At 43.5% G+C, this 23,210-nt stretch carries 33 protein-coding genes; 11 read left to right on the top strand and 22 right to left on the bottom strand.

Features of this window, described 5'->3' with window-relative positions; all coding sequences use genetic code 11:
* Nucleotides 1-55 precede the first annotated feature (55 nt).
* Together L3V45_RS08910 and L3V45_RS19510 are read left to right on the top strand one after the other, a co-directional pair.
* Nucleotides 56-409, top strand: coding sequence for a hypothetical protein (locus L3V45_RS08910; protein WP_003153956.1), 354 nt, complete (start codon nt 56-58; stop codon nt 407-409).
* Nucleotides 410-433: 24 nt separating this feature from the next.
* A complete protein-coding gene (locus L3V45_RS19510; RefSeq protein ID WP_003153957.1) occupies nt 434-559 on the top strand; it encodes a hypothetical protein in 126 nt (41 codons plus the stop codon).
* Nucleotides 560-610: 51 nt separating this feature from the next.
* Here L3V45_RS19510 and parC read toward each other — a convergent pair whose 3' ends face one another.
* The 3 genes from parC to L3V45_RS08895 form a co-directional block, all read right to left on the bottom strand.
* A complete protein-coding gene (parC, locus tag L3V45_RS08905) occupies nt 611-3,034 on the bottom strand; it encodes a DNA topoisomerase IV subunit A (RefSeq protein ID WP_032858581.1) in 2,424 nt (807 codons plus the stop codon).
* 2 nt (nt 3,035-3,036) lie between these two features.
* Nucleotides 3,037-5,004 carry a DNA topoisomerase IV subunit B gene (parE, locus tag L3V45_RS08900; protein WP_025851072.1) on the bottom strand — a complete coding sequence of 656 codons (1,968 nt, stop codon included), beginning with the start codon at nt 5,002-5,004 and terminating at the stop codon, nt 3,037-3,039.
* A gap of 423 nt (nt 5,005-5,427) precedes the next feature.
* On the bottom strand, nt 5,428-5,835 hold the full coding sequence (locus tag L3V45_RS08895; RefSeq protein WP_015388178.1) for a CoA-binding protein: 408 nt from the start codon (nt 5,833-5,835) through the stop codon (nt 5,428-5,430).
* 151 nt (nt 5,836-5,986) lie between these two features.
* Here L3V45_RS08895 and plsY point away from each other — a divergent pair, with 151 nt between their 5' ends.
* Complete coding sequence (plsY, locus tag L3V45_RS08890) at nt 5,987-6,568, top strand: glycerol-3-phosphate 1-O-acyltransferase PlsY (protein ID WP_003153964.1); 582 nt, start codon at nt 5,987-5,989, stop codon at nt 6,566-6,568.
* Nucleotides 6,569-6,656: 88 nt separating this feature from the next.
* Nucleotides 6,657-6,944 (top strand): HesB/YadR/YfhF family protein, encoded by a 288-nt coding sequence (locus L3V45_RS08885; protein ID WP_003153966.1) that lies wholly within the window; start codon nt 6,657-6,659, stop codon nt 6,942-6,944.
* A gap of 31 nt (nt 6,945-6,975) precedes the next feature.
* On the opposite strand, the gene L3V45_RS08880 is transcribed toward L3V45_RS08885, so the two are convergent.
* The 7 genes from L3V45_RS08880 to acnA all read right to left on the bottom strand — a co-directional run bounded on the left by L3V45_RS08880 (nt 6,976) and on the right by acnA (nt 11,771).
* A complete protein-coding gene (locus L3V45_RS08880; RefSeq protein ID WP_003153968.1) occupies nt 6,976-7,275 on the bottom strand; it encodes a hypothetical protein in 300 nt (99 codons plus the stop codon).
* 15 nt (nt 7,276-7,290) lie between these two features.
* On the bottom strand, nt 7,291-7,707 hold the full coding sequence (locus L3V45_RS08875; RefSeq protein ID WP_003153973.1) for a YbgC/FadM family acyl-CoA thioesterase: 417 nt from the start codon (nt 7,705-7,707) through the stop codon (nt 7,291-7,293).
* 86 nt (nt 7,708-7,793) lie between these two features.
* Nucleotides 7,794-8,036 (bottom strand): small acid-soluble spore protein Tlp, encoded by a 243-nt coding sequence (gene tlp / locus L3V45_RS08870; protein WP_003153975.1) that lies wholly within the window; start codon nt 8,034-8,036, stop codon nt 7,794-7,796.
* A 24-nt stretch (nt 8,037-8,060) separates the two neighbouring features.
* On the bottom strand, nt 8,061-8,207 hold the full coding sequence (locus L3V45_RS08865) for an acid-soluble spore protein N (RefSeq protein ID WP_003153977.1): 147 nt from the start codon (nt 8,205-8,207) through the stop codon (nt 8,061-8,063).
* A gap of 63 nt (nt 8,208-8,270) precedes the next feature.
* Nucleotides 8,271-8,396: an FbpB family small basic protein gene (locus tag L3V45_RS08860; protein WP_012117651.1), complete on the bottom strand. Its 126-nt coding sequence runs from the start codon at nt 8,394-8,396 to the stop codon at nt 8,271-8,273.
* A 78-nt stretch (nt 8,397-8,474) separates the two neighbouring features.
* Complete coding sequence (locus tag L3V45_RS08855) at nt 8,475-8,984, bottom strand: TlpA family protein disulfide reductase (protein ID WP_003153980.1); 510 nt, start codon at nt 8,982-8,984, stop codon at nt 8,475-8,477.
* Nucleotides 8,985-9,044: 60 nt separating this feature from the next.
* Nucleotides 9,045-11,771 carry an aconitate hydratase AcnA gene (gene acnA, locus L3V45_RS08850; RefSeq protein WP_014305071.1) on the bottom strand — a complete coding sequence of 909 codons (2,727 nt, stop codon included), beginning with the start codon at nt 11,769-11,771 and terminating at the stop codon, nt 9,045-9,047.
* Nucleotides 11,772-12,001: 230 nt separating this feature from the next.
* Here acnA and sspO point away from each other — a divergent pair, with 230 nt between their 5' ends.
* The 4 genes from sspO to L3V45_RS08830 all read left to right on the top strand — a co-directional run bounded on the left by sspO (nt 12,002) and on the right by L3V45_RS08830 (nt 13,452).
* The gene (gene sspO, locus L3V45_RS08845; RefSeq protein WP_003153982.1) at nt 12,002-12,148 is read left to right on the top strand and encodes a small acid-soluble spore protein SspO; all 147 of its coding nucleotides are present in this window, start codon (nt 12,002-12,004) and stop codon (nt 12,146-12,148) included.
* Between the two features lie 29 nt (nt 12,149-12,177).
* On the top strand, nt 12,178-12,324 hold the full coding sequence (locus L3V45_RS08840) for a small acid-soluble spore protein P (RefSeq protein WP_109567514.1): 147 nt from the start codon (nt 12,178-12,180) through the stop codon (nt 12,322-12,324).
* 94 nt (nt 12,325-12,418) lie between these two features.
* Nucleotides 12,419-12,790, top strand: a complete 372-nt coding sequence (locus L3V45_RS08835; protein ID WP_003153985.1) for an Hsp20/alpha crystallin family protein — start codon at nt 12,419-12,421, stop codon at nt 12,788-12,790.
* Between the two features lie 233 nt (nt 12,791-13,023).
* Nucleotides 13,024-13,452 (top strand): DUF2621 domain-containing protein, encoded by a 429-nt coding sequence (locus L3V45_RS08830; protein ID WP_003153987.1) that lies wholly within the window; start codon nt 13,024-13,026, stop codon nt 13,450-13,452.
* Nucleotides 13,453-13,479: 27 nt separating this feature from the next.
* On the opposite strand, the gene L3V45_RS08825 is transcribed toward L3V45_RS08830, so the two are convergent.
* The 3 genes from L3V45_RS08825 to L3V45_RS08815 form a co-directional block, all read right to left on the bottom strand.
* Nucleotides 13,480-13,971: a CcdC family protein gene (locus L3V45_RS08825; RefSeq protein WP_088005392.1), complete on the bottom strand. Its 492-nt coding sequence runs from the start codon at nt 13,969-13,971 to the stop codon at nt 13,480-13,482.
* A 79-nt stretch (nt 13,972-14,050) separates the two neighbouring features.
* A complete protein-coding gene (locus tag L3V45_RS08820; protein WP_007410327.1) occupies nt 14,051-14,413 on the bottom strand; it encodes a response regulator in 363 nt (120 codons plus the stop codon).
* 84 nt (nt 14,414-14,497) lie between these two features.
* Nucleotides 14,498-15,205 carry a cytochrome c biogenesis protein CcdA gene (locus tag L3V45_RS08815; protein ID WP_088056486.1) on the bottom strand — a complete coding sequence of 236 codons (708 nt, stop codon included), beginning with the start codon at nt 15,203-15,205 and terminating at the stop codon, nt 14,498-14,500.
* A 201-nt stretch (nt 15,206-15,406) separates the two neighbouring features.
* Between L3V45_RS08815 and L3V45_RS08810 the strand changes: the two genes are divergently transcribed.
* On the top strand, nt 15,407-15,580 hold the full coding sequence (locus L3V45_RS08810) for an aspartyl-phosphate phosphatase Spo0E family protein (protein WP_012117647.1): 174 nt from the start codon (nt 15,407-15,409) through the stop codon (nt 15,578-15,580).
* A gap of 73 nt (nt 15,581-15,653) precedes the next feature.
* Here the strand turns inward: L3V45_RS08810 and L3V45_RS08805 are convergent, their stop codons facing one another.
* The 6 genes from L3V45_RS08805 to yneA form a co-directional block, all read right to left on the bottom strand.
* A complete protein-coding gene (locus L3V45_RS08805) occupies nt 15,654-15,872 on the bottom strand; it encodes a YneF family protein (protein ID WP_003153994.1) in 219 nt (72 codons plus the stop codon).
* Nucleotides 15,873-15,957: 85 nt separating this feature from the next.
* The gene (gene sirA, locus L3V45_RS08800; protein WP_003153995.1) at nt 15,958-16,404 is read right to left on the bottom strand and encodes a sporulation inhibitor of replication protein SirA; all 447 of its coding nucleotides are present in this window, start codon (nt 16,402-16,404) and stop codon (nt 15,958-15,960) included.
* Between the two features lie 151 nt (nt 16,405-16,555).
* Nucleotides 16,556-18,559 carry a transketolase gene (gene tkt, locus L3V45_RS08795; protein WP_109567513.1) on the bottom strand — a complete coding sequence of 668 codons (2,004 nt, stop codon included), beginning with the start codon at nt 18,557-18,559 and terminating at the stop codon, nt 16,556-16,558.
* Between the two features lie 166 nt (nt 18,560-18,725).
* Nucleotides 18,726-18,959: a DUF896 domain-containing protein gene (locus L3V45_RS08790; protein WP_003153997.1), complete on the bottom strand. Its 234-nt coding sequence runs from the start codon at nt 18,957-18,959 to the stop codon at nt 18,726-18,728.
* Nucleotides 18,960-19,027: 68 nt separating this feature from the next.
* Nucleotides 19,028-19,678 carry a YneB family resolvase-like protein gene (locus tag L3V45_RS08785; protein ID WP_015388181.1) on the bottom strand — a complete coding sequence of 217 codons (651 nt, stop codon included), beginning with the start codon at nt 19,676-19,678 and terminating at the stop codon, nt 19,028-19,030.
* A 15-nt stretch (nt 19,679-19,693) separates the two neighbouring features.
* Nucleotides 19,694-20,005, bottom strand: coding sequence for a cell division suppressor protein YneA (gene yneA, locus L3V45_RS08780; protein ID WP_003154001.1), 312 nt, complete (start codon nt 20,003-20,005; stop codon nt 19,694-19,696).
* A 156-nt stretch (nt 20,006-20,161) separates the two neighbouring features.
* Here yneA and lexA point away from each other — a divergent pair, with 156 nt between their 5' ends.
* Nucleotides 20,162-20,782: a transcriptional repressor LexA gene (gene lexA, locus L3V45_RS08775; protein ID WP_003154004.1), complete on the top strand. Its 621-nt coding sequence runs from the start codon at nt 20,162-20,164 to the stop codon at nt 20,780-20,782.
* A gap of 340 nt (nt 20,783-21,122) precedes the next feature.
* Here the strand turns inward: lexA and L3V45_RS08770 are convergent, their stop codons facing one another.
* A complete protein-coding gene (locus tag L3V45_RS08770; protein ID WP_003154006.1) occupies nt 21,123-21,551 on the bottom strand; it encodes a hypothetical protein in 429 nt (142 codons plus the stop codon).
* 141 nt (nt 21,552-21,692) lie between these two features.
* Here L3V45_RS08770 and L3V45_RS08765 point away from each other — a divergent pair, with 141 nt between their 5' ends.
* A complete protein-coding gene (locus tag L3V45_RS08765; RefSeq protein WP_015388182.1) occupies nt 21,693-22,142 on the top strand; it encodes a YndM family protein in 450 nt (149 codons plus the stop codon).
* A 27-nt stretch (nt 22,143-22,169) separates the two neighbouring features.
* Here L3V45_RS08765 and L3V45_RS08760 read toward each other — a convergent pair whose 3' ends face one another.
* Complete coding sequence (locus L3V45_RS08760) at nt 22,170-23,000, bottom strand: prohibitin family protein (RefSeq protein ID WP_003154011.1); 831 nt, start codon at nt 22,998-23,000, stop codon at nt 22,170-22,172.
* Entirely contained in the window at nt 22,987-23,136 is a 150-nt protein-coding gene (locus tag L3V45_RS08755) for a hypothetical protein (RefSeq protein WP_003154013.1), read from the bottom strand. Before L3V45_RS08755 ends, L3V45_RS08760 begins: the two co-directional genes overlap by 14 nt.
* Nucleotides 23,137-23,210: the final 74 nt, after the last annotated feature.

Below are 23,210 nucleotides of genomic sequence, written 5' to 3'. Positions count from 1 at the left end.
TTTAAATTAGGGTATTATAATAAAAATATTCAGACTTATGAAGGGAGGAGAACATTTGAAAAAAATCTTGTTTTTAAAAGCTTCTATTTTATTTTTAGCGATTGCAAGCTTTCATTTGCTCTCCATTCCCCATGCGTTTGATACCGCTCATCATTTTAAAGCGGTAGCCGACCAACAGGAAATGCACGAAATGAAGGCCGGCCAAAATGCTGATGATGAGAAAAAATCGCTGACGGGCTCATATATCTTGACGGCGCTTTTTGCCGCTTCTGTCTCACTGATCGTGATATCAGACAGGAGACGCCCCGCTTCCCGGAGAAGACAGCGAAAGAAAAGCTTTTTAATCGCTAAATTTTATCAGTCCTCGTATTTCGATGAGCTTCATGTTCAACATCGCCTATCTATGTAACATAAAATGAGGAGGTTGTTAAACATGTTGTTTATCTTACGAATGGTGATTTTAGGGTTGTTTTCATTCACTGCATTGAATTTATTTGTATGGCAGGGAATCGAAGTCATTCACGCTATCACTGACTTATTCGGCAGCCATGAAAGCTAAATAGTAAAACCTCCGCTCAATGAGCGGAGGTTTTTTATTTTATTTTTACTCTTAAACATCGTATGCAGGGATACGCCATACATCTGTTACCGGCCCTGTCTCATCTTCATCGGTAAAGAAGGAGCCGTTGCTGTATCGGTCATTCGCCCGCAAGGACTTCACGGCGATTTCGATTCTCTCGCCTTTTTCTGTTTCCGCAGCGATCATGTCGGCCAAAGCGCACGCAAATACGCCGACTGCCCGATGCGGGTTCTTTTTTAGCTCACGCAGCATGATGACACCGCGTTTCGCCCTGGATGTTTTTTCGAATTCAGATAGGTTCATCCGTTTGATTGCTCCCCGCTGTGTGACGAGGACAAGCGAATCTGTTTCATGCAGGATTTGCCCTGATACGACGGTATCACCGTCTTTTAAATTTATGCCCTTTACGCCGGCCGCACGGGCACCGACTACATTTACTTCATCTTCACCGAACCATAAACCGTACCCGAGGCGGGTGGCGATAAACAGCTGGCTGCCGCCGTCTGTGACATGAACATCAATCAGCTCATCATCCCCTTTAAGGTTAAGGGCAACAAGCGCTTTCGAGTAACGCTGCGCTTTGTAATGCGTCATTTCAGTTCTCTTCACCATACCGTTTTTCGTCATGAACAGTAAATATGAAGATGGATCAAATTCTTTTACCGGTATAGCTTTCACGATGGTTTCATCACGGTCAATCGTGATGATGTTCGTTACGTGCTGCCCCATGTCTTTCCACCTGATATCGGGAAGCTGGTGAACCGGACAATAAACATAGCTTCCCTTATTGGTAAAGAGCAGAAGAACATCCGTTGTATTCATTTCAAATTGGTGAATCAGCCTGTCAGTATCCTTCATACCGAAATCCTGGCCGTTAGAAGCGGCAAATGACCGCTGGCTTGTTCGTTTTACATAGCCGTCTTTTGTGACTGTCACATATACGTCCTCAGAGGCAACCATGACTTCAAGATTGATTTTAATTTCCTCTATCTTTTCTTCAATGACAGACCGTCTGCTGTCAGCATAGGTCTTTTTCAATTTTTTCAGGCTGCTTGTAATGACTTTTAACAGCTTTTTATCATGACTTAAAATGGCTTCGAGCTCCTGAATTTTCTTGCTGAGCTCTTCCGCTTCCTCTTTTAGCGCCGTAATATCCGTGTTTGTCAGACGATACAGCTGCAAGGATACGATCGCTTCGGCCTGCGGCTCCGTAAATGCGAATTTAGAAATTAAGTTTTGTTTCGCATCTTTCTTGTCGCTGCTTGCCCGGATGACCGCTATGACCTCATCTAACACGGACAGTGCCTTCATCAGTCCTTCAACGATGTGATGCCGCTCTTTTGCTTTTTGTAATTCAAAGACGGAGCGGTTTGTCACCACTTCCTTCTGATGGGAAATATACGCATCCAGGATGGCCGTAAGACTCATCAGCATCGGCCGGCGGTTATGTATGGCGACCATATTAAAGTTATATGTTGTCTGCAGATCAGTGTTTTTATATAAGAAATTCAGGATGCCTTTTGCATCGGCTTCTTTCTTTAACTCAACGACCACCCGAAGCCCCGTGCGGTCAGTTTCATCCCTGACTTCAGAAATGCCTTCGACTTTTTTGTCTATGCGGTATTCGTCCATTTTCTTAACGAGATTGGCTTTGTTTACTTCAAACGGAATTTCTGTAATGACGATCTGCTCCCGTCCGCCTCTTACGGATTCCACTTCAGCCTTGCCGCGGATAATAATTTTGCCTTTACCGGTTTCATAAGCCTTCCGAATGCCGTCGACTCCTTGAATAATGCCTCCTGTCGGAAAGTCAGGCCCTTTAATCACCTGCATCAAGTCATCGACAGTGCAATCCGGAGATTCAATCCGTTTAATGACGGCATCAATGACCTCACCCAGATGATGAGGGGGAATATCAGTCGCATAGCCCGCTGAAATCCCGGTTGATCCGTTAACAAGCAAATTAGGGAACATGGCGGGCAAAACAACCGGCTCTTTACTGGTGTCATCAAAGTTCGGAACGAATTCAACCGTATTTTTATCAATATCACGCAAAAGCTCTGACGCGATAGAAGATAATCTCGCTTCCGTATAACGCATGGCAGCCGGCGGATCACCGTCAATGCTTCCGTTGTTGCCGTGCATCTCAATCAGCACATTCCGCACTTTCCAATCCTGGCTCATCCGCACCATCGCTTCATAAACGGAGCTGTCACCGTGCGGATGATAATTACCGATAACGTTTCCGACCGTTTTCGCCGCTTTACGGAAATTTTTATCGAATGTATTTCCGTCTGCGTGCATGGCGTATAAAATTCTCCGCTGCACCGGCTTTAAACCGTCACGAGCGTCGGGCAGCGCCCTGTCTTGAATAATGTATTTACTGTAGCGTCCGAAACGGTCGCCGATTACTTCTTCTAACGGTAAATCATGAAATAATTCTGGCTGTGCCACTATTAAACCTCCTCAGCGACCGACAAGTTTTCATTTTCCAAAATATTGCTTTCCTCATCTAATCCGAAGGCAACATTCTTTTCAATCCATTTTCTTCTCGGTTCTACTTTGTCTCCCATTAATGTCGTTACACGGCGCTCTACCCGTGCCGCATCGTCGATCTTGACTCTGACGAGCGTTCGCGATTCGGGATTCATCGTCGTTTCCCAGAGCTGGTCTGCGTTCATTTCTCCCAGACCTTTATAGCGCTGGATGGTATATCCTTTGCCGACTTTCTTTAAAACGCCGTCCATTTCTTCGTCGGACCAAGCATATTCAATAATCTCTTTCTTGCCGCTTCCTTTGCTCACTTTGTAAAGAGGCGGAAGGGCGATGAAAACTTTTCCGTGCTCGATTAAAGGTTTCATATAGCGGTAGAAAAACGTTAACAGCAAGACTTGAATGTGCGCGCCGTCGGTATCCGCGTCCGTCATGATGATGATCTTGTCATAGTTGATGTCCTCTATATCAAAATCTGCGCCGACACCGCCGCCGATCGCATGAATAATCGTATTGATTTCTTCATTTTTGAAGATGTCTGCAAGCTTTGCTTTCTCTGTGTTGATGACCTTTCCGCGAAGGGGCAGCACGGCTTGGAATTTCCGGTCTCTTCCCTGTTTTGCAGAGCCTCCAGCAGAGTCTCCCTCCACCAGATACAATTCATTCTTCGCCGGATTTCTGGAACCGGCCGGTGTAAGTTTTCCGCTCAGCGTCGCTTCTGATTTTTTGCGCTTTTTGCCGCTTCTCGCTTCTTCTCTCGCTTTACGGGCCGCTTCACGGGCCTGGCTTGCTTTAATCGCTTTTTTGACAAGCAGGGTTGCCGTATCGCGGTTTTCTTCCAAGAAATAAGCAAGATTCTCAGAAATGACGGCATCCGCGGCGGATCTCGCCTCACTTGTGCCGAGCTTCCCTTTCGTCTGGCCTTCAAATTGCAGCAGTTCCTCCGGGATACGGACGGAAATGATTGCGGACAAACCTTCCCTGATATCGGCGCCTTCAAGGTTCTTGTCTTTCTCTTTTAAAAGGGCGACCTTTCGCGCATACTCGTTAAACGCTCTTGTCATTGCCGTTTTGGCTCCTGATTCGTGGGTGCCGCCGTCCTTTGTTCTGACGTTATTAACGAATGACAGCATATTTTCTGAATACCCGTCATTAAACTGAAACGCGAAATCGACTTCAATGTCATGATGCTCGCCTTCAAAGGACACCACTTCGCATAAAGCGTCTTTTTCCTCGTTTAAATAAGCGACAAATGCTTCAATTCCGTTCTCATAATAAAATACTTCTTTTACGCCGTTCCGTTCATCAATTAATTCTATTTTCAAACCTTTTAACAAGAAAGCCGATTCGCGCAGACGTTCTGACAGCGTGTCAAAATTATAAACCGTTGCGCTGAACATTGACGGATCAGGTTTAAAATGGGTAAGCGTTCCCGTTTTTTTGGTCGTTCCGATTTTTTCAAGTGAAGTCACGGGCTTGCCGCCGTTTTCAAACCGCTGTTTATAGACATATCCGTCACGCTCAATAGTAACTGTCAGCCACTCCGATAATGCGTTTACGACAGATGCGCCGACACCATGCAGACCGCCGCTTGTTTTATAGCCGCCCTGTCCGAATTTCCCCCCGGCATGCAGCACGGTGAAAATAACTTCCGGCGTCGGCTTTCCGAGCTTATGCATCCCGGTCGGCATTCCGCGTCCTCTATCCTGAACGGAGATGCTGTTGTCCTTATGTATCGTTACGATAATATGATCTCCGTAGCCGGCAAGAACTTCATCGACGGAATTGTCGACGATCTCATATACCAGATGGTGCAGGCCGCGTGCGTCCGTCGAACCGATGTACATTCCCGGTCGTTTTCTGACGGCTTCCAGGCCTTCAAGCACCTGTATGGCATCTTCGTTGTAATCAAATTGCTGTTTTCTAGCCAAACGTACAAACCCCTTTCAAAAAACCTGCTCTTAATCATTCTCTTTTTTAAATGTTTTCATGTCTTTGTTTTTCAGTATGCGCAAGCTTCGGTCCAATTCTCCTCGGACTCACAATTATAACCAATATGCTTGATTTCGCAACATATTTAAGCGAATGGCTCGTTTTTTAGGCCGCAAGACATACATTCGAACGGCTTTTCATCTTTTTGGTGCCCTTTTCGGCAGATAAGAACATGAGTTCGCTTTCTATTATATAGCTTTATGCCGGCCATCGCAAACAGACTGCAAACCCCTGTATAAAGGGGTTTCTAAAAAAGCTGTTCATGCTTTATTGTATCTGTTTCATCATCATACGCAAAGAGTATTCTTTCAATAAAAAAGCAAAAACCCCTGATTTGCCAAGGATTTTTGCCTTTTTTGTTCCTATTTTATAACAGCGCGGGCGACTTTTATACATAAATCCATTACAGCGGTCCGTCCTTTGTCTGTAATCATGCGATACGCTTCTTCATTTGCAAGGCCCTGCTGCGCCCAAAAAACGGGAGCGTCCGTCTGTAAAAATTCTTTAGCAACGCCGGGAAGCTGCTCAGAGCGTCTGAACACATTCACGATATCAATCGGTCCCTCCACGTCTTTTAATGAAGCAACGGCTTTAACGCCAAGCGCCTCATCAATCGTTGGGTTGACGGGAATAATTTCATACCCTTCATCCTGCATCGCTTTGGAAACCATGTAAGAAGTCCGGTCGGGACGGTCTGACAGCCCGACGACTGCGATCCGTTTGCTCCGGTCCAGAATTTCTTTAATCTCTGATTTTGAAGGATTTTGCATCTTTACCATCTCCTTTTGATATATTGTACATGACCGCTTCGCCGGAATCAAAAAAAGCGATTTGTCAGCTTAATTCTCAAAAAACTTGTCATCAGACGGTAACAACTCGTGTTAAAATAGAGTGAAGGGACATTGAAAAGGAGAAATGTAGATGTTGATTGCTTTATTGATTATTTTGGCCTATGCAATAGGCAGCATCCCGTCAGGTTTAGTCGTAGGCAAACTTGCGAAAGGGATCGATATTAGAGAACACGGAAGCGGCAATTTGGGCGCTACAAATGCTTTTCGCACGCTTGGCGTTAAAGCGGGATCTGTCGTCGTCGCAGCCGATATTTTAAAAGGCACCCTGGCCGCGGCGCTCCCATATTTACTGCACGTCCCCATTCATCCTCTTCTCGCAGGGGTGGCAGCAGTGATCGGCCATGTATTCCCCGTGTTCGCAAAGTTTAAAGGAGGCAAAGCCGTAGCCACATCAGGGGGCGTCCTGCTGTTTTATGCTCCGCTGTTATTCGTTACGATGGTTGCAGTATTTTTCGTATTTTTATTCCTTACGAAATTTGTTTCTCTGTCTTCAATGTTAACAGGGATTTATACGATTATTTACTGTCTGTTTGTAAAAGACCCTTATTTATTAATCGTAGTGACGCTCTTGACCGCGTTTGTTATCTACAGACACAGGGCAAACATCAAACGGATTATAAACAAAACAGAACCGAAGATCAAATGGTTTTGATGAAACTTCAATTTTGACATCAAAATGCCATATGCGTTTATAATAGAGATAATTTCTTTATATGAGAAACAAAAAGGGAGTGTTCCGGATGAACATGAAAGTAACGAAAGGCGCGCTGGATTGGTACAAAGAAGAGCTCGATCTGGAAACAGGCGACCACGTCCGTTTCTTTGTCCGTTACGGGGGATGCAGCAACGTTCAGAAAGGCTTTTCTCTCGGCATTTTAAAAGACCTGCCGATGAACATCGGCACCAGCACGGAAGTTGAAGGCATTACCTTTTTTATTGAAGAAAGCGACTTATGGTACTTTGATAATCACGATTTGTCAGTCACATATTCAGATCAAGCAGAAGAGCCGGTATTTGATTACGTGTAAAAAAAAGAACGCAGCGGATGCGTTCTTTTTTTTACAGCCTGAACCTTTTTAGGTGATCAGTCAGACGTTCTTTTTCTAATATGCTTCTTTGCGTTTCTCCGAGCAGGTCAAAGTGGGGAAATTCATTTTTATGGTGAATCCACTCCGGCTTCAGCCCGTACTCCGCTCCCCATCTGATCAGTTTATTGAGATCGCTTGAACCAGCCTTCGTCACGGTCTTAGCCTCCGGAAAGCGGTCGTCCAGCCAGTAATGCGTTAAAAAAGCGATTTTCCCTTCCGATACATCCCGCTTCCATCTTTCCAGTTCCTTACGCGTAATTCCAAATGCCATAAGTGCAGCCGCTCCTTATTTTTTTGCCTTTTCGTAAGCGGCATGCCAATCAGGAAAAGCCTTGCGAAACTGAATCGGTTTGAAGCTCTCTTTATCAACGCATATATGAGAGGATGTCGCTTTGATGGCAAGTTCTTGATCCGGATTATAGATGTGGTAGCCGTAAACGGTTTTAAATCCGTTATATTCTTCAATCCAAGTATGTACGACAGCCGTTTCACCGTAGCGGAGCGGCTTTTTATAAGAAATGCTGATATCCAATACAGGGGACAGCACTCCTCTATCTTCCATATCCTTGTAAAGGAATCCGAGTTCCTTAATCAGCGCCGTTCTGCCGACCTCCATCCAGACTAAGTAATTGGCATGATAGACGATGCCCATTTGATCTGTTTCCGCATAACGCACTTCTATTTCTTTTTTTGACACATGCAACGTTCTCTGCTCCCTTTTTATCAGATTAGCCCCATTTTATCACAACGAGCCGGAAAGAGAAAAAAACCAGGTTTCCCTGGTTTTTATTATGATTGATAGCCGTTTTCTCTTGCAGCCGATTCATCCTGAATTTCACTGCGGAACGATTCAATGCTTTCATTGCGTCTGGCATTCTTTTCTTGAATGCGCTGTTTTTCCTCATCTGTCGCAAATTCCATTGATTCTTTCGCTTCTTCTATATTTTCAATTGTATTCTGCACCATATCCTGCAGCTTTTCAACGTTATCGGAACGGTCATCCGGATTCGGTTTTTGATCATTGTTTGTCATAATGTCTGCTCTCCTTTGATGATGTTATTCGCCTTTCGTCTGCATGACAATCGGATGTCCGTTTGACTTGTCATGAAACTTTTCCCCTTTGTTGCGTTTATATTTAACGGGTTTTGTCCCTAAGTGGCTCGGAGCGTATTGCGGCTGGCCGTCTTTCTTGTTTATGCCCATGTTCATCCCTCCTTAAGAGTATATTTTGCAAAAGGAGGTGCAAACATGACTGCAAATTAAAGGTTATTTTTGTTTGAACCGCTGCTCCAGCTTTTCTTCAAGCTGATTCAAATATTCCGTATTGGTCATCAGCTCACGTTTATTTTCCATAACCAATTCATGAAAAGAACGTTTTCGCATTTTTTTCAATCTTCTCACCTCCGTGTTTTCATTCATTTTTTCCAATTTTTCAAAACCTAAGCCCTTCACAATAAAAAAACTGAACCTCTATTTGAGATCCAGTTTTTCTTTCATTTCTTTTTTTGTCATCGTGCCTACGCGAATGTGCTGAATGGTTCCTTTTTCGTCTAATATGTATGTTGTCGGATAAGAAAGCACGTTGAAATCCCCGTTAATTCCGCTTTTGTCAATCAGAATAGGAAAGGTCAGCTGATAATGATCAGCAAATGATTTCACAGCCTGTATATTTTTTTCAGAAGACGTAAAATTAACGGCTGCTACCGCAATATCAGGATATTCTTTCTGCAGCTCCTGCATATCCGGCATTTCCATTCGGCACGGCTTGCACCACGTCGCCCAGAAATTGAGGAGCACTTTTTTTCCTTTATAATCAGATAGGGAGATACTTTTTCCTGACAATGTATCAAGTGTAAAGTCAGGGGCTTTCATCCCTTCTTCTGTCCCTTCTTTCGGACTTTTTTGCACGGAATAAATGTTCCAGCCCGCATATACTAACAACCCGATAAGTAACATTCCGCCCAGCCATTTTGCAAGCATCTTAAGCCTCCCGCATAAAAAGAGAGAAAGCAGACTGCTTTCTCTCTTTTGTTCATTCTGCTACTGTTTCATTTTATCGCGAAGCACCATTTGTAAAATGCCGCCGTGGCGATAGTAATCAATTTCCACTTCACTGTCAAAACGGACAACGACTTCAAACGTTTTTACCGTACCGTCTTCACTGATTGCTCTGACAGTCAGCAAGTCGCGCGGACGTACAGATTCATCAACATCCACCTCGATGACTTCCTTACCGGTTAAGCCGAGTGTATCCGCGTTTTCACCCTGTTTGAACTGAAGCGGCAGCACACCCATGAAGACGAGGTTGCTTCTGTGAATTCTTTCAAAGCTTTCGGCAATAACTGTTCTGATGCCGAGCAGGTTTGTTCCTTTTGCAGCCCAGTCACGTGAAGAGCCCATTCCGTAATCTTTTCCGGCCAGGACGACAAGACCCGTTTTATCTTCTTTATACCGCATGCAGGCATCATAAATAGATGTCACTTCCCCGGTAGGCCAATGTGTTGTGTAGCCGCCTTCTGTACCCGGTGCAATTTGGTTTTTAATGCGGATATTGGCGAATGTTCCTCTCATCATGACTTCATGGTTTCCGCGGCGTGAGCCGTAAGAGTTAAAGTCACGAGGAGAAACGCCTTTTTCCTGCAGGTATTTGCCCGCCGGTGTGTCTTTTCCGATCGCTCCAGCCGGAGAAATGTGGTCAGTCGTCACGGAATCGCCGAATTTGCCGACAACGCGAAGTCCTCTTAAAGGCTCAACTTTTCCCGGCTCTACAGACATTTCCTCAAAGAACGGCGGGTTTTGAATGTAAGTGGAATCCTGGTCCCACTTATACAGCGCTTCATCCGTCGTTTCGATTTCGTTCCAGCGCTGGTTGTCGTCAAATACCGTTTCATACTCTTTGCGGAATAATTCCGGCGTAACAGTCTGTTTGACGAGAGAATTGATTTCATCCATGGACGGCCAGATGTCATCGAAATAAACATTTTGTCCGTTATTTCCGACACCGATCGGGTCCGTTTTCAGGTTGATGTTTACAGTGCCCGCCAATGCGTATGCGACAACAAGCGGCGGTGACGCAAGGTAGTTTCCTTTAACAAGCGGATGGATCCGGCCTTCAAAGTTTCTGTTACCCGACAGGACAGAAGTGATCAAGAGATCATTTTTAGCAACCGCTTCTTCAATCTCTGGAGAAAGCGGGCCGGAGTTCCCGATACATGTCGTACAGCCATACCCCACAAGGTTAAAGCCGAGCTCCTTCATGTAAGGAAGCAGACCTGAGTTGACTAAGTATCCAGTAACAACCTTAGACCCCGGTGCAAGTGAAGTCTTCACATAATTCGGCACTTTCAAGCCTAATTCTACCGCTTTTTTGGCTACCAATCCGGCACCGATTAATACATAAGGGTTTGATGTATTCGTACAGCTTGTAATAGCGGCGATTGCAATCGCCCCTGTTTTCATAACCGCATCTTCACCGCTGTTAAGTTTAAATGAAATTTCTTTGTTCTCTTCAGCAGCATCCGCTCCGAATCCTTGGTTGCCGGCCGGGCTGACAAGATGTTTTTTAAACGTTTCCTGCATAACGGAAAGCGGGATTAAATCCTGCGGACGTTTCGGGCCTGAAAGGTTCGCTTCGATTTTTGACAGATCAATTTCCACAACGTCTGTAAAAATCGGCTCTTCCGCGTCAGGCGTATAGAATAAACCGTTGCTGCGGCAGTATGCTTCCACAATATCGATCTGCTCTTCTTCACGGCCGGTCAGACGCAGGTAAGAAAGTGCTTCCTCGTCAACCGGGAAGAATCCGCAAGTCGCTCCGTATTCCGGCGCCATATTGGCAATAGTCGCCCGATCCGCAAGCGGAAGCTCAGCAACACCAGGACCGAAGAATTCAACAAATTTATTGACTACGCCTTTTTCACGCAGCACTTGAGTGACTTTCAGCGCCAAGTCAGTCGCCGTCGTTCCGTTAGGCAATTTTCCGACAAGTTTCGCGCCGATGACCTCAGGAACAGGGAAATATGAAGGCTGGCCGAGCATTCCCGCTTCCGCCTCAATACCGCCGACACCCCAGCCGAGGACGCCGATTCCGTTAATCATTGTTGTATGGGAATCTGTTCCCACCAAAGTATCGGGATAGGTCACAAGTTCTCCGTCTTCCTCTTTCGTATGAACAACACTTGCCAAAAACTCAAGGTTTACCTGGTGAACGATACCTGTTGCAGGCGGAACGGCCTGATAATTGTTAAACGCTTTCTTTGCCCAGCTTAAAAATTTATAACGTTCTGCATTTCTTTCGAATTCTAAGTCCATATTAATGGCTAACGCATCTTCCGTACCGGCTTTGTCAACTTGTACGGAGTGGTCAATGACCAGGTCAACCGGAATTTCAGGATTGATTTTATCAGGGTCTCCGCCGACAGAGGCCATGGCTTTTCTTAAAGATGCCAGGTCAACTACGGCCGGGACGCCGGTAAAGTCCTGCAGAATAACCCGTGACGGTTTAAACGGCACATCGATATCTTTTAATTCAGCAGTACCCCATCTTGCTAAATTTTCAACATGTTCTTTTGTAATGACGCGTCCGTCTACCTGACGCAAAACGGATTCCAAAAGAACCTTAATAGAATAAGGAAGTTTTGAAACATTGCCGACCCCTGCGTCTTCCAATGCTTTTAATGAATAGTAGTTGTATGTTTTCCCATTTGAAGAAAATGTTTTTCTTGCTTGGAAAACGTCTTGTGTTGCGACTTTTTGCTGATTTGTCATTCTCCAAAATCCCCCTTCAATGATCAAGATCGTTCTTTAGATGAATGTTCACATTCCATCACAATTTTCTCACAATTTCATCTTAGTATAAAATCATACATAAGTAAATATCAATGTTTTTATTAAATACAATAAGATCGTCTTATCAGCATATTTTCGGTAAATTTTGTCCGATTTTCCGCCTCATACAACGGGCTGTAAAGAGCCATATTAATGTTGAGGTGATGATCATGGTAAAACGGAAAGCCAATCATGTAATTAACGGCATGAATGATGCGAAAAGCCAAGGCAAAGGCGCGGGTTATATAGAAAATGACCAGCTCGTCCTGACGGAAGAAGAACGGCAGAACAATAAAAAAAGAAAAACAAACCAATAGCCGGAACACCTTAAAAAGGAGGCTTTAACATGACAAATAAAAATACGGGTAAAGATATGCATAAAAATGCTCCGAAGGGCCATAACCCCGGCCAGCCGGAACCGCTGAGCGGAAGCAAAAAAGTGAAAAACCGCAACCATACAAGACAAAAACATAATACAAGCCACGATATGTAAAACAGACCCCGGTGTCTGTTTTTTTGTGCCATTCACCCATTTAAAGCTTCTGCATACGTTATAGCAAGGCTTTTTAATATGGAGGAATGCTTCCATGAATCACTCAAAAAACGCTGAAGAATTTGATGATACGGAAGAATGGCTGCGGCAGTTTTACGAGGACCCGTATGCTTGGTATGACGAGACGCTGCCGATCGATCTATATGAAACAAGCCGTCAATATATCATTGAAGCCGACCTGACGGCCCTGAAGCAGGTGCAGGCGATCACCGTCACTCTTTCGGGAAATGAGTTTATGCTCTCTGTTAAAACGCTTGAACGGACATTAAACAAACAAATGGTGCTTCCTTTTTATCTGAATGACAAACATATTTTCACTGATTTCACCAACCATATTCTGACCGTCTCCATGAACAAGGAGCCTAATGAGACTCCTGCCTCATTTTCCTTTCAATTTCCTCTATAACATAAAAAAGCCGCTTTCATCCCTCAATGGAAGCGGCTTTTTTGTCCGGTCATATCAGTCATATACCCTCAAAGTGAATCTCCCATGGCCAAATAGCAGAATCACTATACGATAGAATATGTTCTAGCAACCGAATTGACTGGACATCTATCATTTTTTCTATTCTTTTTTTCATGTGTTCTTCTATTCTGTCTTCGTTTACAATATGGTTAAAGTAAGGAGGAGATAGAACAATGCTAGAAGGCTGGTTTATGTGGTTTATTTTATTTTGGGTCATCGTGATGATCGGATTGCTGTCTATCGGCGGATTTTTTATGTTTCGAAAATTTTTAAAACGCTTACCGAAAGAAGACGGCCGGTCAGAACTGGATTGGCAGGACTATTATATTGAAAAAAGCAGGCACTTATGGAATGCGGGTGACAAGGCGTTTTTGGATGAATTGGTCGCTCCCGTGCCGGAGCTCTTTCGGGATGTAGCCAAAGCGAAAATCGCCGGAAAAATCGGTGAACTTTCCTTAGCGGAGGAAGCTGAACAAATAAACCGTGATTTAATCATCAGGGGTTACATACTGGCCACTCCTAAGCGTGATCATCAATTTTTAAAAAAGCATCTCCGCGAAAAACAGATTGATCTTACTCCTTATCAGGCCCTGCTCAAATAAAAAACCTTTCCGGCGGACGGAAAGGTTTTAATTCATCTGAATATCAGCGGTCTTCAGTTCATTCGAAAGTTTGCGGTAAGACATAAACATCGCGATGCGCCACGGGACAATCATTCCGAAAGCCAGAATCCAAAACATTCCGCTTAAAGCTCCGTAATCAATCGTCGTGCTCAAAATGGATTTCATAGCGATTCTGATAACGAGCAAACCAATCAGGATAAACACAAACGCCTTTGACCGTTTTAAATAGATTTCATTATTTTTAATCTCAAATTTAGATGTTTTAATCAGAAAAATAGAGAAGATCACGCCCAGCGTAATGGCCTCCAAAAATTCTTCGCCCGTCACTCTGAAAATCGGAAAAAGGAACATAAGCGCTCCCGTACTCATGAAAATCGGCGGGAGAATTATTTTTTTAGGTGAAGCGGGCTTGTCGGAGGCTTTAATCCTGACGATCATCACGGAAATGGCCATTGCCGCTGCAATAACGGATGAAATTATAATCATCATCTTTATCATTCCTTTGCTTGCACGGAGTTTGATACTATATACTATACTCCAAAAACATAAAAAAAACCAATTTGAAAAGAGAACACGTTTACGTTCCCGTTACCCGGCCTACGGCCTCCAGCACTTTAGATGCTTCAAACGGTTTAACGATAAAGTCTTTAGCGCCTAATTCAATCGCTTCCAGAACGATCCGCTGCTGCCGCATGGCGGTGCACATGATGATCCGGGCTTTCGGGTCAAAAGCTAAAATATCCTGCAGCGCCTGTATACCGTTTTTGACCGGCATGGTAATATCCATTGTCACCAGGTCGGGACGGATTTTTTGATATACTGCCAGGGCTTCCTCCCCGTCAGCCGCTTCCCCGGCCACTGTGTAATTCGCCGATTCCAGAATCTCTCTGATTTTCACCCTCATGAACTTGGCGTCATCTACAACTAAAACTCGTGTCATATTCCCCTCCACATATTTAACATTAACTAGTCTTATTGTACCAAAAACGAAAGGGTATATAATAGTTCAAAAGTTATTAATCCGTTACAGACCCGTAAATCCTCCGAAAAGATTTGACAGAACGATCAGAATGTAGCTCATCCAGTTAAAAAACAGCATAACTCCGATCAGAATCATAAGAATGCCGCCGATTTTCATGATAAGCAGCTGATGCTTGCGAATCCAATTCATTCTGGTAATAAAAAATGAAAGAACAAGAAAAGGAATCGCAAAACCGAGAACATATAAAAACATATACGGCACTGCTGAAGAAGGATTTGTATTTGCCAGCGAAAACACAGCTCCTAAAATAGGCCCGCTGCACGGCGACCAGCCGGCTGCAAACGCAAGACCGATCAGAACCGAACCGATAAACCCCTCCGGACGGCGCTTAAAGTGAATGCGCCGCTCTTTCATCATGAATTTCGGCTGAAACACACCGGCAGTAATCAGCCCGAAAAGGATCAGCATGATAGCGCCAAACTGGCGGATCGCTTCATGATATTGGGTAAAAAAACTGCCGATAAACGAAGTTCCATATCCCAATGCGATAAAAATCACGGAGAAGCCAAGCAAAAAACAAAGTGTATGCACGAGGCCACGCTTTTGCAGCATCACCTTTTCTGTTTTCACCTCGTCCATACTGACACCAGTTATGTAAGATAAAAAGGCGGGGTACAACGGCAGACAGCATGGAGAAATGAAAGACAGAAATCCGGCCCCAAACGTCAGAAAGTAATTAAAACTCACGATGACACACTCCCTTCGAGTTATGACAAAATCATTTCATTTTTTTAACACTTTCCCGAGAAGGATTACTTTTTATAGAAAAAGCTTATATAATTTAATTTGACATCGAGATATTATACTCCTTCTTATTTGAAAAACAGTATAAATGTGGATATAATAATAGCGACTCAGGTGAAAGATTTATGTATGAAAGGATATATCCCTGTGATTAGAGAGCATCTATTAAATGAAATTGAAAAAAAACGGGCAGAGCTGCTTAAAATCGTCATGACAAACGGAATGACATCAAACATTACGATAGAACTCAGCCAGGAGCTTGACCACCTTCTCATACAATACCAAAAAGAACTGCACACCGGCAGTTGGGGTGAAACATGACGCAAAAATAAAAAACCCTCTCCGGGTTTTTTATTTTTATAACCATGTATCTCTATATCATAATCTGTACGTATTATTTCGCTTGATTATTCATGGCTTTCATCATTTGATTAATTTTCTTTTGAGAAGGTTTCATTCCCATTTGCATCATCATCATGCGTAACATTTGTTCATTAATAGGCGGATTCTTTTTCAAATAGCTCATCATATATTTACGAGCAATAAAAAACCCGAGTGCAACACCTATGAGCAATGCGACAACGCCCACTAGGATGCCAACCCATAAAGTCATTTTATTTCCTCCTTCATGTTGTCTAGTTTAAAGTGTACTAAACCAAAGGCTATTATACAACATTTACATCTCTTTTTCCTCGTTTTTAGACAAAATTTCTTTCCCTGACCGGATTTAACCACCCGTAGCGCCGTGTCTTGAAATCCATTGCAAGAAAACAGGGGCTGATTTTACGCAGAATCTCAAAGAAAATCGTTTCCGCCTCATAATCTCCCGAAGCCGCAATCTCAATTAAACTGTCTTTCATCATGAAGGTGGCGCGGCCCTTTTCTCCGGGCAGTGTAAGCCGGTAAATGGAATCCAAACGGCTGTAACTCATTCGGTTTAAATGCAGCTGGAGCCGCTGATGCATATGTATCACCGGAATCGGTTCCGTTATATATTGAACTTGCTTTTCTGTCATTTGATATTCCTGGGGTGTCAGATCTGTCCAATGATAGTCTCGAAACAACTCAAACATAGCCGTTTCCCGCCCGAAGTAGTGGTTCGCAAACTCATCCTTTATCAGGTGCGTATAGTAATGACGTTCCATTTCCTCATCCCCTTTTACAGCGCTTCGTTATTGCTTTCTATTATACAAAAGGAGAAAAGAAAGAATTGTCTATTACTGTTACGCCGCCCCTTCTATTTTTGTCGCATAAACAGGAAAAAGAGGATGATTTGACTCATCCTCTTTTGTCTCGTTATTTGTTTAGAAGTTTTTTCACGCGGTCAACTACGTTTTCTGCAGTAAACCCGTATTCTTTCATAATTGTTTCTCCCGGAGCTGAAGCACCGAAACGGTCAATTGCGAGAACGTCTCCTTCAAGACCGGTAAATTTGCCCCATCCGAAGCTTGAACCCATTTCGATCGCAAGACGTTTCGTCACATTCGGAGGAAGCACGCTGTTTTTGTACTCAGCCGATTGTTTTTCAAAGCGGTCCCAGCTCGGCATGCTGACTACAGATACGTGAATGTTTTCTTCAGCCAGTTTCGCTTGAGCTTCGATCGCAAGTCCGACTTCAGAGCCTGTCGCTAAAAGAAGGGCGTCCGGTGAATCGGTTTTTGCTTTGGAAACGGTATAAGCCCCTTTTTCCACGCCCGCATACGCTTCTTCAGCCTGCTGATCAATCGTCGGCAGGTTTTGGCGTGTCAATACAAGAGCTGTCGGATGATCTTGGCTTTGAACGGCAACCTTCCATGCAGCTGCGGTTTCATTTCCGTCAGCAGGTCTGATCACAGAAAGGTTAGGAAGTGCGCGTAAAGAAGCAAGCTGCTCAACCGGTTCGTGAGTCGGCCCGTCTTCTCCTACGGCAATACTGTCATGCGTGAATACATAAGTGACAGGGAGTCCCATCAATGATGCCAGACGAATGGCAGGTCTTAAATAATCAGAGAATACAAAGAATGTGCCGCCGAATACGCGGAGGCCGCCGTGAAGCGCCATTCCGTTTAATGCAGCGCCCATCGCAAATTCACGGACACCGAACCAGAAGTTTTTCCCGGCGTAGTCTTTGGCCGTGAAGTCTCCTCCATTTTTGATTGTCGTTTTATTTGAACCCGCAAGGTCAGCAGATCCCCCGACAAAGAAAGGAATTTTCTTGGCGATCCCGTTCAGTACCTCACCTGAAGATGCGCGGGAAGCAAGGCTGCTGCCTTTTTCATAAACGGGAACTTCCTGATCCCAGTCTTTAGGAAGCTCGCCTTTCATGCCGAGTGACAGCTGTTCAGCAAGCCCAGGATATTTTTCTTTATAAGCCGCGAACAGTTCATTCCATTCCTGTTCTTTTTTCGAGCCGGCTTCTTTTACAGCTTGATTGAAATGCCCATATACTTCTTCCGGAACATAAAAATCTTCTTCAAACGTCCAAGCATACGCTTCTTTTGTCAGCTTGCTCTCTTCTAGTCCTAACGGAGCGCCGTGAACGCCGGATGTGCCCGCACGGTTTGGAGAACCGAAACCGATCGTGGTTTTCACTTCAATCAAAGTCGGTTTTTTATCATTCTGGCGCGCTTTTTCAATTGCAGCCGTCAATTCAGCGATGTTGTTTCCGTCCTCAACATAAAGAACTTCCCAGTTCATTGCTTCAAAACGCTGCTTTACATTTTCAGAGAAAGAACGGTCTAAATCGCCGTCTAAGGAAATGTCATTAGAATCGTATAATACGATCAGGCGGCCTAATTCAAGATGGCCTGCAAGAGAAGCGGCTTCGGAAGAAATGCCTTCCATTAAATCGCCGTCTCCGCAAATACTGTATGTATAATGATCAACTACGTTGAATGAATCACGGTTATATGTCTCAGCCAGATGGCGTTCTGCAATTGCCATTCCCACTGCCATTGCAATCCCCTGTCCAAGCGGCCCGGTCGTTGCGTCTACTCCGGCTGTATGCCCGAACTCCGGATGTCCCGGTGTTTTGCTTCCCCATTGACGGAACTGTTTCAAGTCTTCAATGCTGAGGTCATATCCGCTTAAATGCAGCATGCTGTATAAAAGCATTGAACCGTGGCCTGCTGATAAAACAAAGCGGTCGCGGTTAAACCAGCCCGGATTCTGCGGATTTACATTCATAAATTTCGTCCACAACGTGTATGCCATCGGAGCGGCTCCCATCGGCATGCCCGGATGTCCGGAATTCGCTTTTTCAATTGCGTCTATAGATAGTGTACGAATGGTGGCAACTGATTTCTTTTCAATTGTATCCATTATAATCCCCTTCCTTATTGTTGTACCTTTTCATCATAAAGCGATGCTGACTTTTTCTCAACTCTTTCAGCTTAAATTTGAGATAAACTTGTTGAAAATTGTCGTAAAGCACATCCTGATATTAGTATATACGAAAAAAGAATACGTATTGCCGTATTCTTTCTGTTTAGTGAAGATTATTTTTCTGTTGTTCTCTTTTTAATTTTTCAGGAGTGACATCGTTGCCTTCCGGATCAATCACTTTTACGCTCTTTAACGTATTTTTCATTGAGGAGCGGAATCCTTTCAAATACTCCTGGCGAAGCTTTTGCTGTTCAGCTTTTTCCTCATCCGTTATTGTGTTTGATTTAGCTTTTTGAGCCAATTCGTTAATTCTTGCGATTTTTTCTTTAGAAATCATAATAAGCTCCTTTGGTGCGTGTTGATTATATACTACTAAAACGCAGTCTTTTTTACAACTGATGCGCGTCAGCTGCCTTCTGTGTCTGCGGTATATTCCTGAAACCGCCGGTGAACCGTGGCTTTGGACACGTCATAGCCGAATCCTCTTAAGGTCGCTGCGATTTCTGCAAAGGTAAGCTTGTTGGCTCTCAGCCTGATAATTTCCGAAACCGGAACCTCTTTTTTTTCTTTTCCGCTGTTTTCACGTCTGTTTTTCAGATTCCGTTCAGGCTTGTAGCCGTTTTTCACGGCTCTTTTCATTCCCCGCCGGATTTTCATATTGTGAATTTTCCTTTGATATTCCTCAACAATACTGACGATTTCAAGTACCATCGAATCAGCTTCGGAAAGCTCCAGTTCACCTTTATGAGCCGTCGTATATATTTTAACGTTCTCCCTGTAAATACAATGCAAAAGCGCAATCTTGGCGTTTCCTCTTCCCAATCTCGTTTCGTCCTGCACCAATATCGCGTCAATATGTGATTTTTTAATTTCATCAAGCATTTCAAATACTCCGTCGCGGTCCATTTCGTAACCGCTGGCTTTCTCAGAAATGACTTTCACGACTTCCATGCCGTTTGCAGCAGCGATCTCACTGAGCTCCTCTTCCTGTCTTTTTAATGACGTTTGCTGCTGTTCTTTGTTTGTGCTTACGCGGGCATAAATGAGCGCCTTCATTTCTCTCTTTCCTCTCTAATTGACAATGGCCAGCTGATATACGGCCGGATGCTTCTTCTTAACCGGTAGAATAAGTTCGTCTCCGGGCTTTATATCAGCAGTCTGGAGATGATTATTCTCCGTCACCCACTCAATGAAATCTTCTTTATTAATGTGTTTCTTTTCTGCTACATGATCTGCAAGTGACCAGAGTGTATCGCCGTCCTGAACCTTTATTTTAACATATTGGCTGAGGGACTGATCATTTCCCGCACATGAAACAAGTAAAATAGCGGCACTTAAAATCGCAGTAAACAGCCCGACAAATATGATAGATTCTTTCGCCATGTAAACAACCTCCGATAAGAATGTTTGTTCGCTTTTTATATCTTTCAGTATATACGAACAAATGTTTCTGTCAATCGTTTTTTTCGAACCTATGTTTGTACTGTCAGGAAAATCATGCTATAATCTACTTAAAATCGACGTTTTGAGGTGCGAAATATGACGAAGCTATCAAAAAGGCAGCTTGATATCCTGCGTTTTATTAAAGAAGAGGTAAAAACGAAAGGATATCCGCCTTCTGTAAGAGAGATAGGAGAAGCAGTAGGACTGGCTTCCAGTTCAACCGTGCACGGCCATTTGGCGCGGCTGGAGACAAAAGGCCTGATCAGACGGGACCCTACGAAACCGAGGGCGATTGAGGTATTGGATGAAGAAGAAGTCCATATTCCGAAAAGCCAGGTCGTAAACGTTCCGGTCATCGGGAAAGTGACGGCGGGTATTCCGATTACGGCTGTTGAAAATATCGACGAGTATTTTCCGCTTCCTGACCGGATGGTTCCTCCGGGCGAACATGTCTTTATGTTAGAAATCATGGGAGAAAGTATGATTGACGCCGGCATTTTTGACAAAGATTACGTCATTGTCAAACAGCAGAACACGGCCAATAACGGAGAAATCGTCGTAGCTATGACCGAAGATGATGAAGCGACGGTCAAGCGCTTCTATAAAGAAGACAATTATGTGCGGCTGCAGCCGGAAAATCCGACGATGGAGCCGATTATCCTGCAAAACGTAAGCATTTTGGGGAAAGTGATCGGCGTATTCAGAGCCGTCCATTAATTCTATTAAACTTCATTTATCGTAAAAAACCCCTCTGTAAGGGGTTTTTTTGCATAAAAAAAGCAGATTCGCCCTGGCTTAAGAAACGAACCTGCTAAGGAGGAAAAACTTACATTCTTATTATCCGACATCGCACTTTTGAAGTCAACTAATAATGTTTCCCTCAAGAAACTTTTCATTCATTTTTCAACTTTTTATATATTTGTGCGTGATGAATTTGCTTTTTTATCTTTTCTTTGGGCGGGCACGTCAAAAAATTTATATATGAATATTTAGTACATAGTGCAATAAGTTAAATATAAATATAAAAAAACCCGCTGCCTTTAGCGAGTATCTATTTTCAATCAAAATGATAATATTCTACACCGTAGAACCCTTTAATATAGACGGGACCACAGACGTTTGAAGAACTTTCAACCAGAATCCTGTATTTGTGATACGGATCAATTGATTTTTTATCTTGGGCACTGAGGTTTAACCAGCTGCCGCTGTAGTTTTTAGAACTTAATGTATAAAAATTTCCGTTCAGCGCCATCCGCTGGAGTTTCATGCTTAAACCGCACGAAGAGTTGTTCATTATGGTGAACTTATAGCCTAAAAAGTAATCGTCGGCAGCTACAGCACCCGGATTTTCAATATGAAACTCTTTTGCGTTTCCCTCCAAAGTGAAGCTTGTTTTTGATCCGAATTCAGTGGTAGCCGCTTTAGCTGAGTGTATTCCGCTAAAACATAATAAAAAAACAGCAATACATATCCAGTATTTTTTCATTTGCATCCCCCTTTTTACATATTTTAACTTGTGAATCCTGTGATGTCTATTCACATTTTACTTTATAACCACTATATACCAGTTTAAAAATTTGCGGATTGCTTACAATGAAGACTAAACGAAATAACGAAGGTGGTTCAAATGAAACACGTAATTGCTTTCGCTTCTAAAACGGCGCTCACACTTGCTTTACTGTACATTGTTCTGGATCTTATGTACCAAGTAACCTTTTTAAACGTTCTGTTTATTACAGTGATCTTAAGTTTAATCACTTATTTTGCGGGTGATTGCATGATTCTGCCGAGAACAAGCAATTTCACAGCCGTTGCAGCTGATTTCGGAATTTCATTCATTATATTATGGATATTCCTGATGAACATTGGCGGGTTTAATGTCTCTCCTGCCGCGGCAGCGGTTATCTCTGCACTTTGCATTTCTGTTTTTGAGGCATTTTTTCACCGGTATTTGCAGCAATATGTACTTCCCGAAGATTATAAGGACACAACAGAGACGGATAGCACGCTATGGAGCTATCAAACCGAGGCGTCTGAAGAATTAGTGCCGGAAAAAGACCCTCAGGAAAAAACATAAAAAGGAGGCAATCGCCTCCTTCTCTTTTTACTTTTGCTTCTGATCGTCCAGCGGCAGCTGCAGCAGTGAGTCTGTGCCTGTCGCTTTCGGCGTTTTTCCGTCCCATTTTTCAATCCATTTATATTTGATCATTTCATCGGACATTGATTTCTTAATGATTTCGTTATAGTCAGCGATCCCTTCCGCTTCAATTTTTTTCTTTTTCGCTTCGGCTTCGGCTATTTTAATTTCAGTTTGTGTCCGTTCAAGTTCCTGTGAAGACTTCACCCTTGCATCGATGGCTTCCTGTGTGGCTTTATCCGGCTTCGGTACGCCAAGCGTCAGATCATCAATTAAAAATCCGAGACTCTTCATATCATCAGCAAATCTCTTTTGAACATCGGCAGCGGCTTCAGCAGATTTTTGCCCGTATGTGTCAATAACCGAGTATTTGCTGATTGATTTTCGCGCCGCATCCCACAGCCTTGTTTTTAAATATGTATTTTCAATCGTTTCGACGTCTACCGCCCCGAATTTGTTAAACAGATCGACTACTTTATCAGGCTGCACGACATAGTTGTAAGCGATATCCATTTCTATATTTTTACCGTCAGAGGTTGCCACTTTTATATTTTCATTATTCACTGTCTGCATACGCACCGGATATTCCGTTACTTTATTAAATAATCCGACTAAGTGCCAGCCTTGGTCCAATGTGTCGGATTTTACCCCGCCATTCGGTGAGTATACAACCCCGACATAACCGTTCGGTATTTTTTCAATGAATAGTGACGCTGTGACGCCCGCAATTAAAAGGGCTGCACCTATAATCACACCGCCGAGAATTTTTTTTGTGTTTCCGCGCTTATTTTCGCTCATGCTGATCTTCTTCCTCCCATGACTTTTTTAATTTTTTGGCTCCGCTTCCCACTTGTTTAAAGATTGGACTAAGCATCAGCCATAAACCGAATCCGATGATGACAAGAAGAATGATAGACCCGATCATCACTTTCATTTGCCCACCTCTTTTCTTTCATCCTGTCAATTATGTATACGATCTTAAGAACTTAAAGTTTCATAAATTTCAAA

The sequence above is a fragment of the Bacillus sp. R45 genome (assembly GCF_021729365.1).
GTDB lineage: Bacteria > Bacillota > Bacilli > Bacillales > Bacillaceae > Bacillus > Bacillus velezensis.
Note: the sequence above shows the minus strand (reverse complement) of the source record. Positions and strands in the feature narration are given on the sequence as shown.

Excerpts from the sequence above, each read along its gene's own strand:
- L3V45_RS19510 (WP_003153957.1), top strand. The coding sequence starts at position 434 with ATGTTGTTTATCTTACGAATGGTGATTTTAGGGTTGTTTTCATTCACT.
- L3V45_RS08895 (WP_015388178.1), bottom strand. The coding sequence starts at position 5,835 with ATGCAAAATCCTTCAAAATCAGAGATTAAAGAAATTCTGGACCGGAGC.
- plsY (WP_003153964.1), top strand. The coding sequence starts at position 5,987 with ATGTTGATTGCTTTATTGATTATTTTGGCCTATGCAATAGGCAGCATC.
- L3V45_RS08885 (WP_003153966.1), top strand. The coding sequence starts at position 6,657 with ATGAACATGAAAGTAACGAAAGGCGCGCTGGATTGGTACAAAGAAGAG.
- L3V45_RS08880 (WP_003153968.1), bottom strand. The coding sequence starts at position 7,275 with ATGGCATTTGGAATTACGCGTAAGGAACTGGAAAGATGGAAGCGGGAT.
- tlp (WP_003153975.1), bottom strand. The coding sequence starts at position 8,036 with ATGACAAACAATGATCAAAAACCGAATCCGGATGACCGTTCCGATAAC.
- L3V45_RS08865 (WP_003153977.1), bottom strand. The coding sequence starts at position 8,207 with ATGGGCATAAACAAGAAAGACGGCCAGCCGCAATACGCTCCGAGCCAC.
- L3V45_RS08855 (WP_003153980.1), bottom strand. The coding sequence starts at position 8,984 with ATGCTTGCAAAATGGCTGGGCGGAATGTTACTTATCGGGTTGTTAGTA.
- acnA (WP_014305071.1), bottom strand. The coding sequence starts at position 11,771 with ATGACAAATCAGCAAAAAGTCGCAACACAAGACGTTTTCCAAGCAAGA.
- sspO (WP_003153982.1), top strand. The coding sequence starts at position 12,002 with ATGGTAAAACGGAAAGCCAATCATGTAATTAACGGCATGAATGATGCG.
- L3V45_RS08840 (WP_109567514.1), top strand. The coding sequence starts at position 12,178 with ATGACAAATAAAAATACGGGTAAAGATATGCATAAAAATGCTCCGAAG.
- L3V45_RS08835 (WP_003153985.1), top strand. The coding sequence starts at position 12,419 with ATGAATCACTCAAAAAACGCTGAAGAATTTGATGATACGGAAGAATGG.
- L3V45_RS08830 (WP_003153987.1), top strand. The coding sequence starts at position 13,024 with ATGCTAGAAGGCTGGTTTATGTGGTTTATTTTATTTTGGGTCATCGTG.
- L3V45_RS08825 (WP_088005392.1), bottom strand. The coding sequence starts at position 13,971 with ATGATAAAGATGATGATTATAATTTCATCCGTTATTGCAGCGGCAATG.
- L3V45_RS08820 (WP_007410327.1), bottom strand. The coding sequence starts at position 14,413 with ATGACACGAGTTTTAGTTGTAGATGACGCCAAGTTCATGAGGGTGAAA.
- L3V45_RS08805 (WP_003153994.1), bottom strand. The coding sequence starts at position 15,872 with ATGACTTTATGGGTTGGCATCCTAGTGGGCGTTGTCGCATTGCTCATA.
- sirA (WP_003153995.1), bottom strand. The coding sequence starts at position 16,404 with ATGGAACGTCATTACTATACGCACCTGATAAAGGATGAGTTTGCGAAC.
- tkt (WP_109567513.1), bottom strand. The coding sequence starts at position 18,559 with ATGGATACAATTGAAAAGAAATCAGTTGCCACCATTCGTACACTATCT.
- L3V45_RS08790 (WP_003153997.1), bottom strand. The coding sequence starts at position 18,959 with ATGATTTCTAAAGAAAAAATCGCAAGAATTAACGAATTGGCTCAAAAA.
- L3V45_RS08785 (WP_015388181.1), bottom strand. The coding sequence starts at position 19,678 with ATGAAGGCGCTCATTTATGCCCGCGTAAGCACAAACAAAGAACAGCAG.
- yneA (WP_003154001.1), bottom strand. The coding sequence starts at position 20,005 with ATGGCGAAAGAATCTATCATATTTGTCGGGCTGTTTACTGCGATTTTA.
- lexA (WP_003154004.1), top strand. The coding sequence starts at position 20,162 with ATGACGAAGCTATCAAAAAGGCAGCTTGATATCCTGCGTTTTATTAAA.
- L3V45_RS08770 (WP_003154006.1), bottom strand. The coding sequence starts at position 21,551 with ATGAAAAAATACTGGATATGTATTGCTGTTTTTTTATTATGTTTTAGC.
- L3V45_RS08765 (WP_015388182.1), top strand. The coding sequence starts at position 21,693 with ATGAAACACGTAATTGCTTTCGCTTCTAAAACGGCGCTCACACTTGCT.
- L3V45_RS08760 (WP_003154011.1), bottom strand. The coding sequence starts at position 23,000 with ATGAGCGAAAATAAGCGCGGAAACACAAAAAAAATTCTCGGCGGTGTG.
- L3V45_RS08755 (WP_003154013.1), bottom strand. The coding sequence starts at position 23,136 with ATGAAAGTGATGATCGGGTCTATCATTCTTCTTGTCATCATCGGATTC.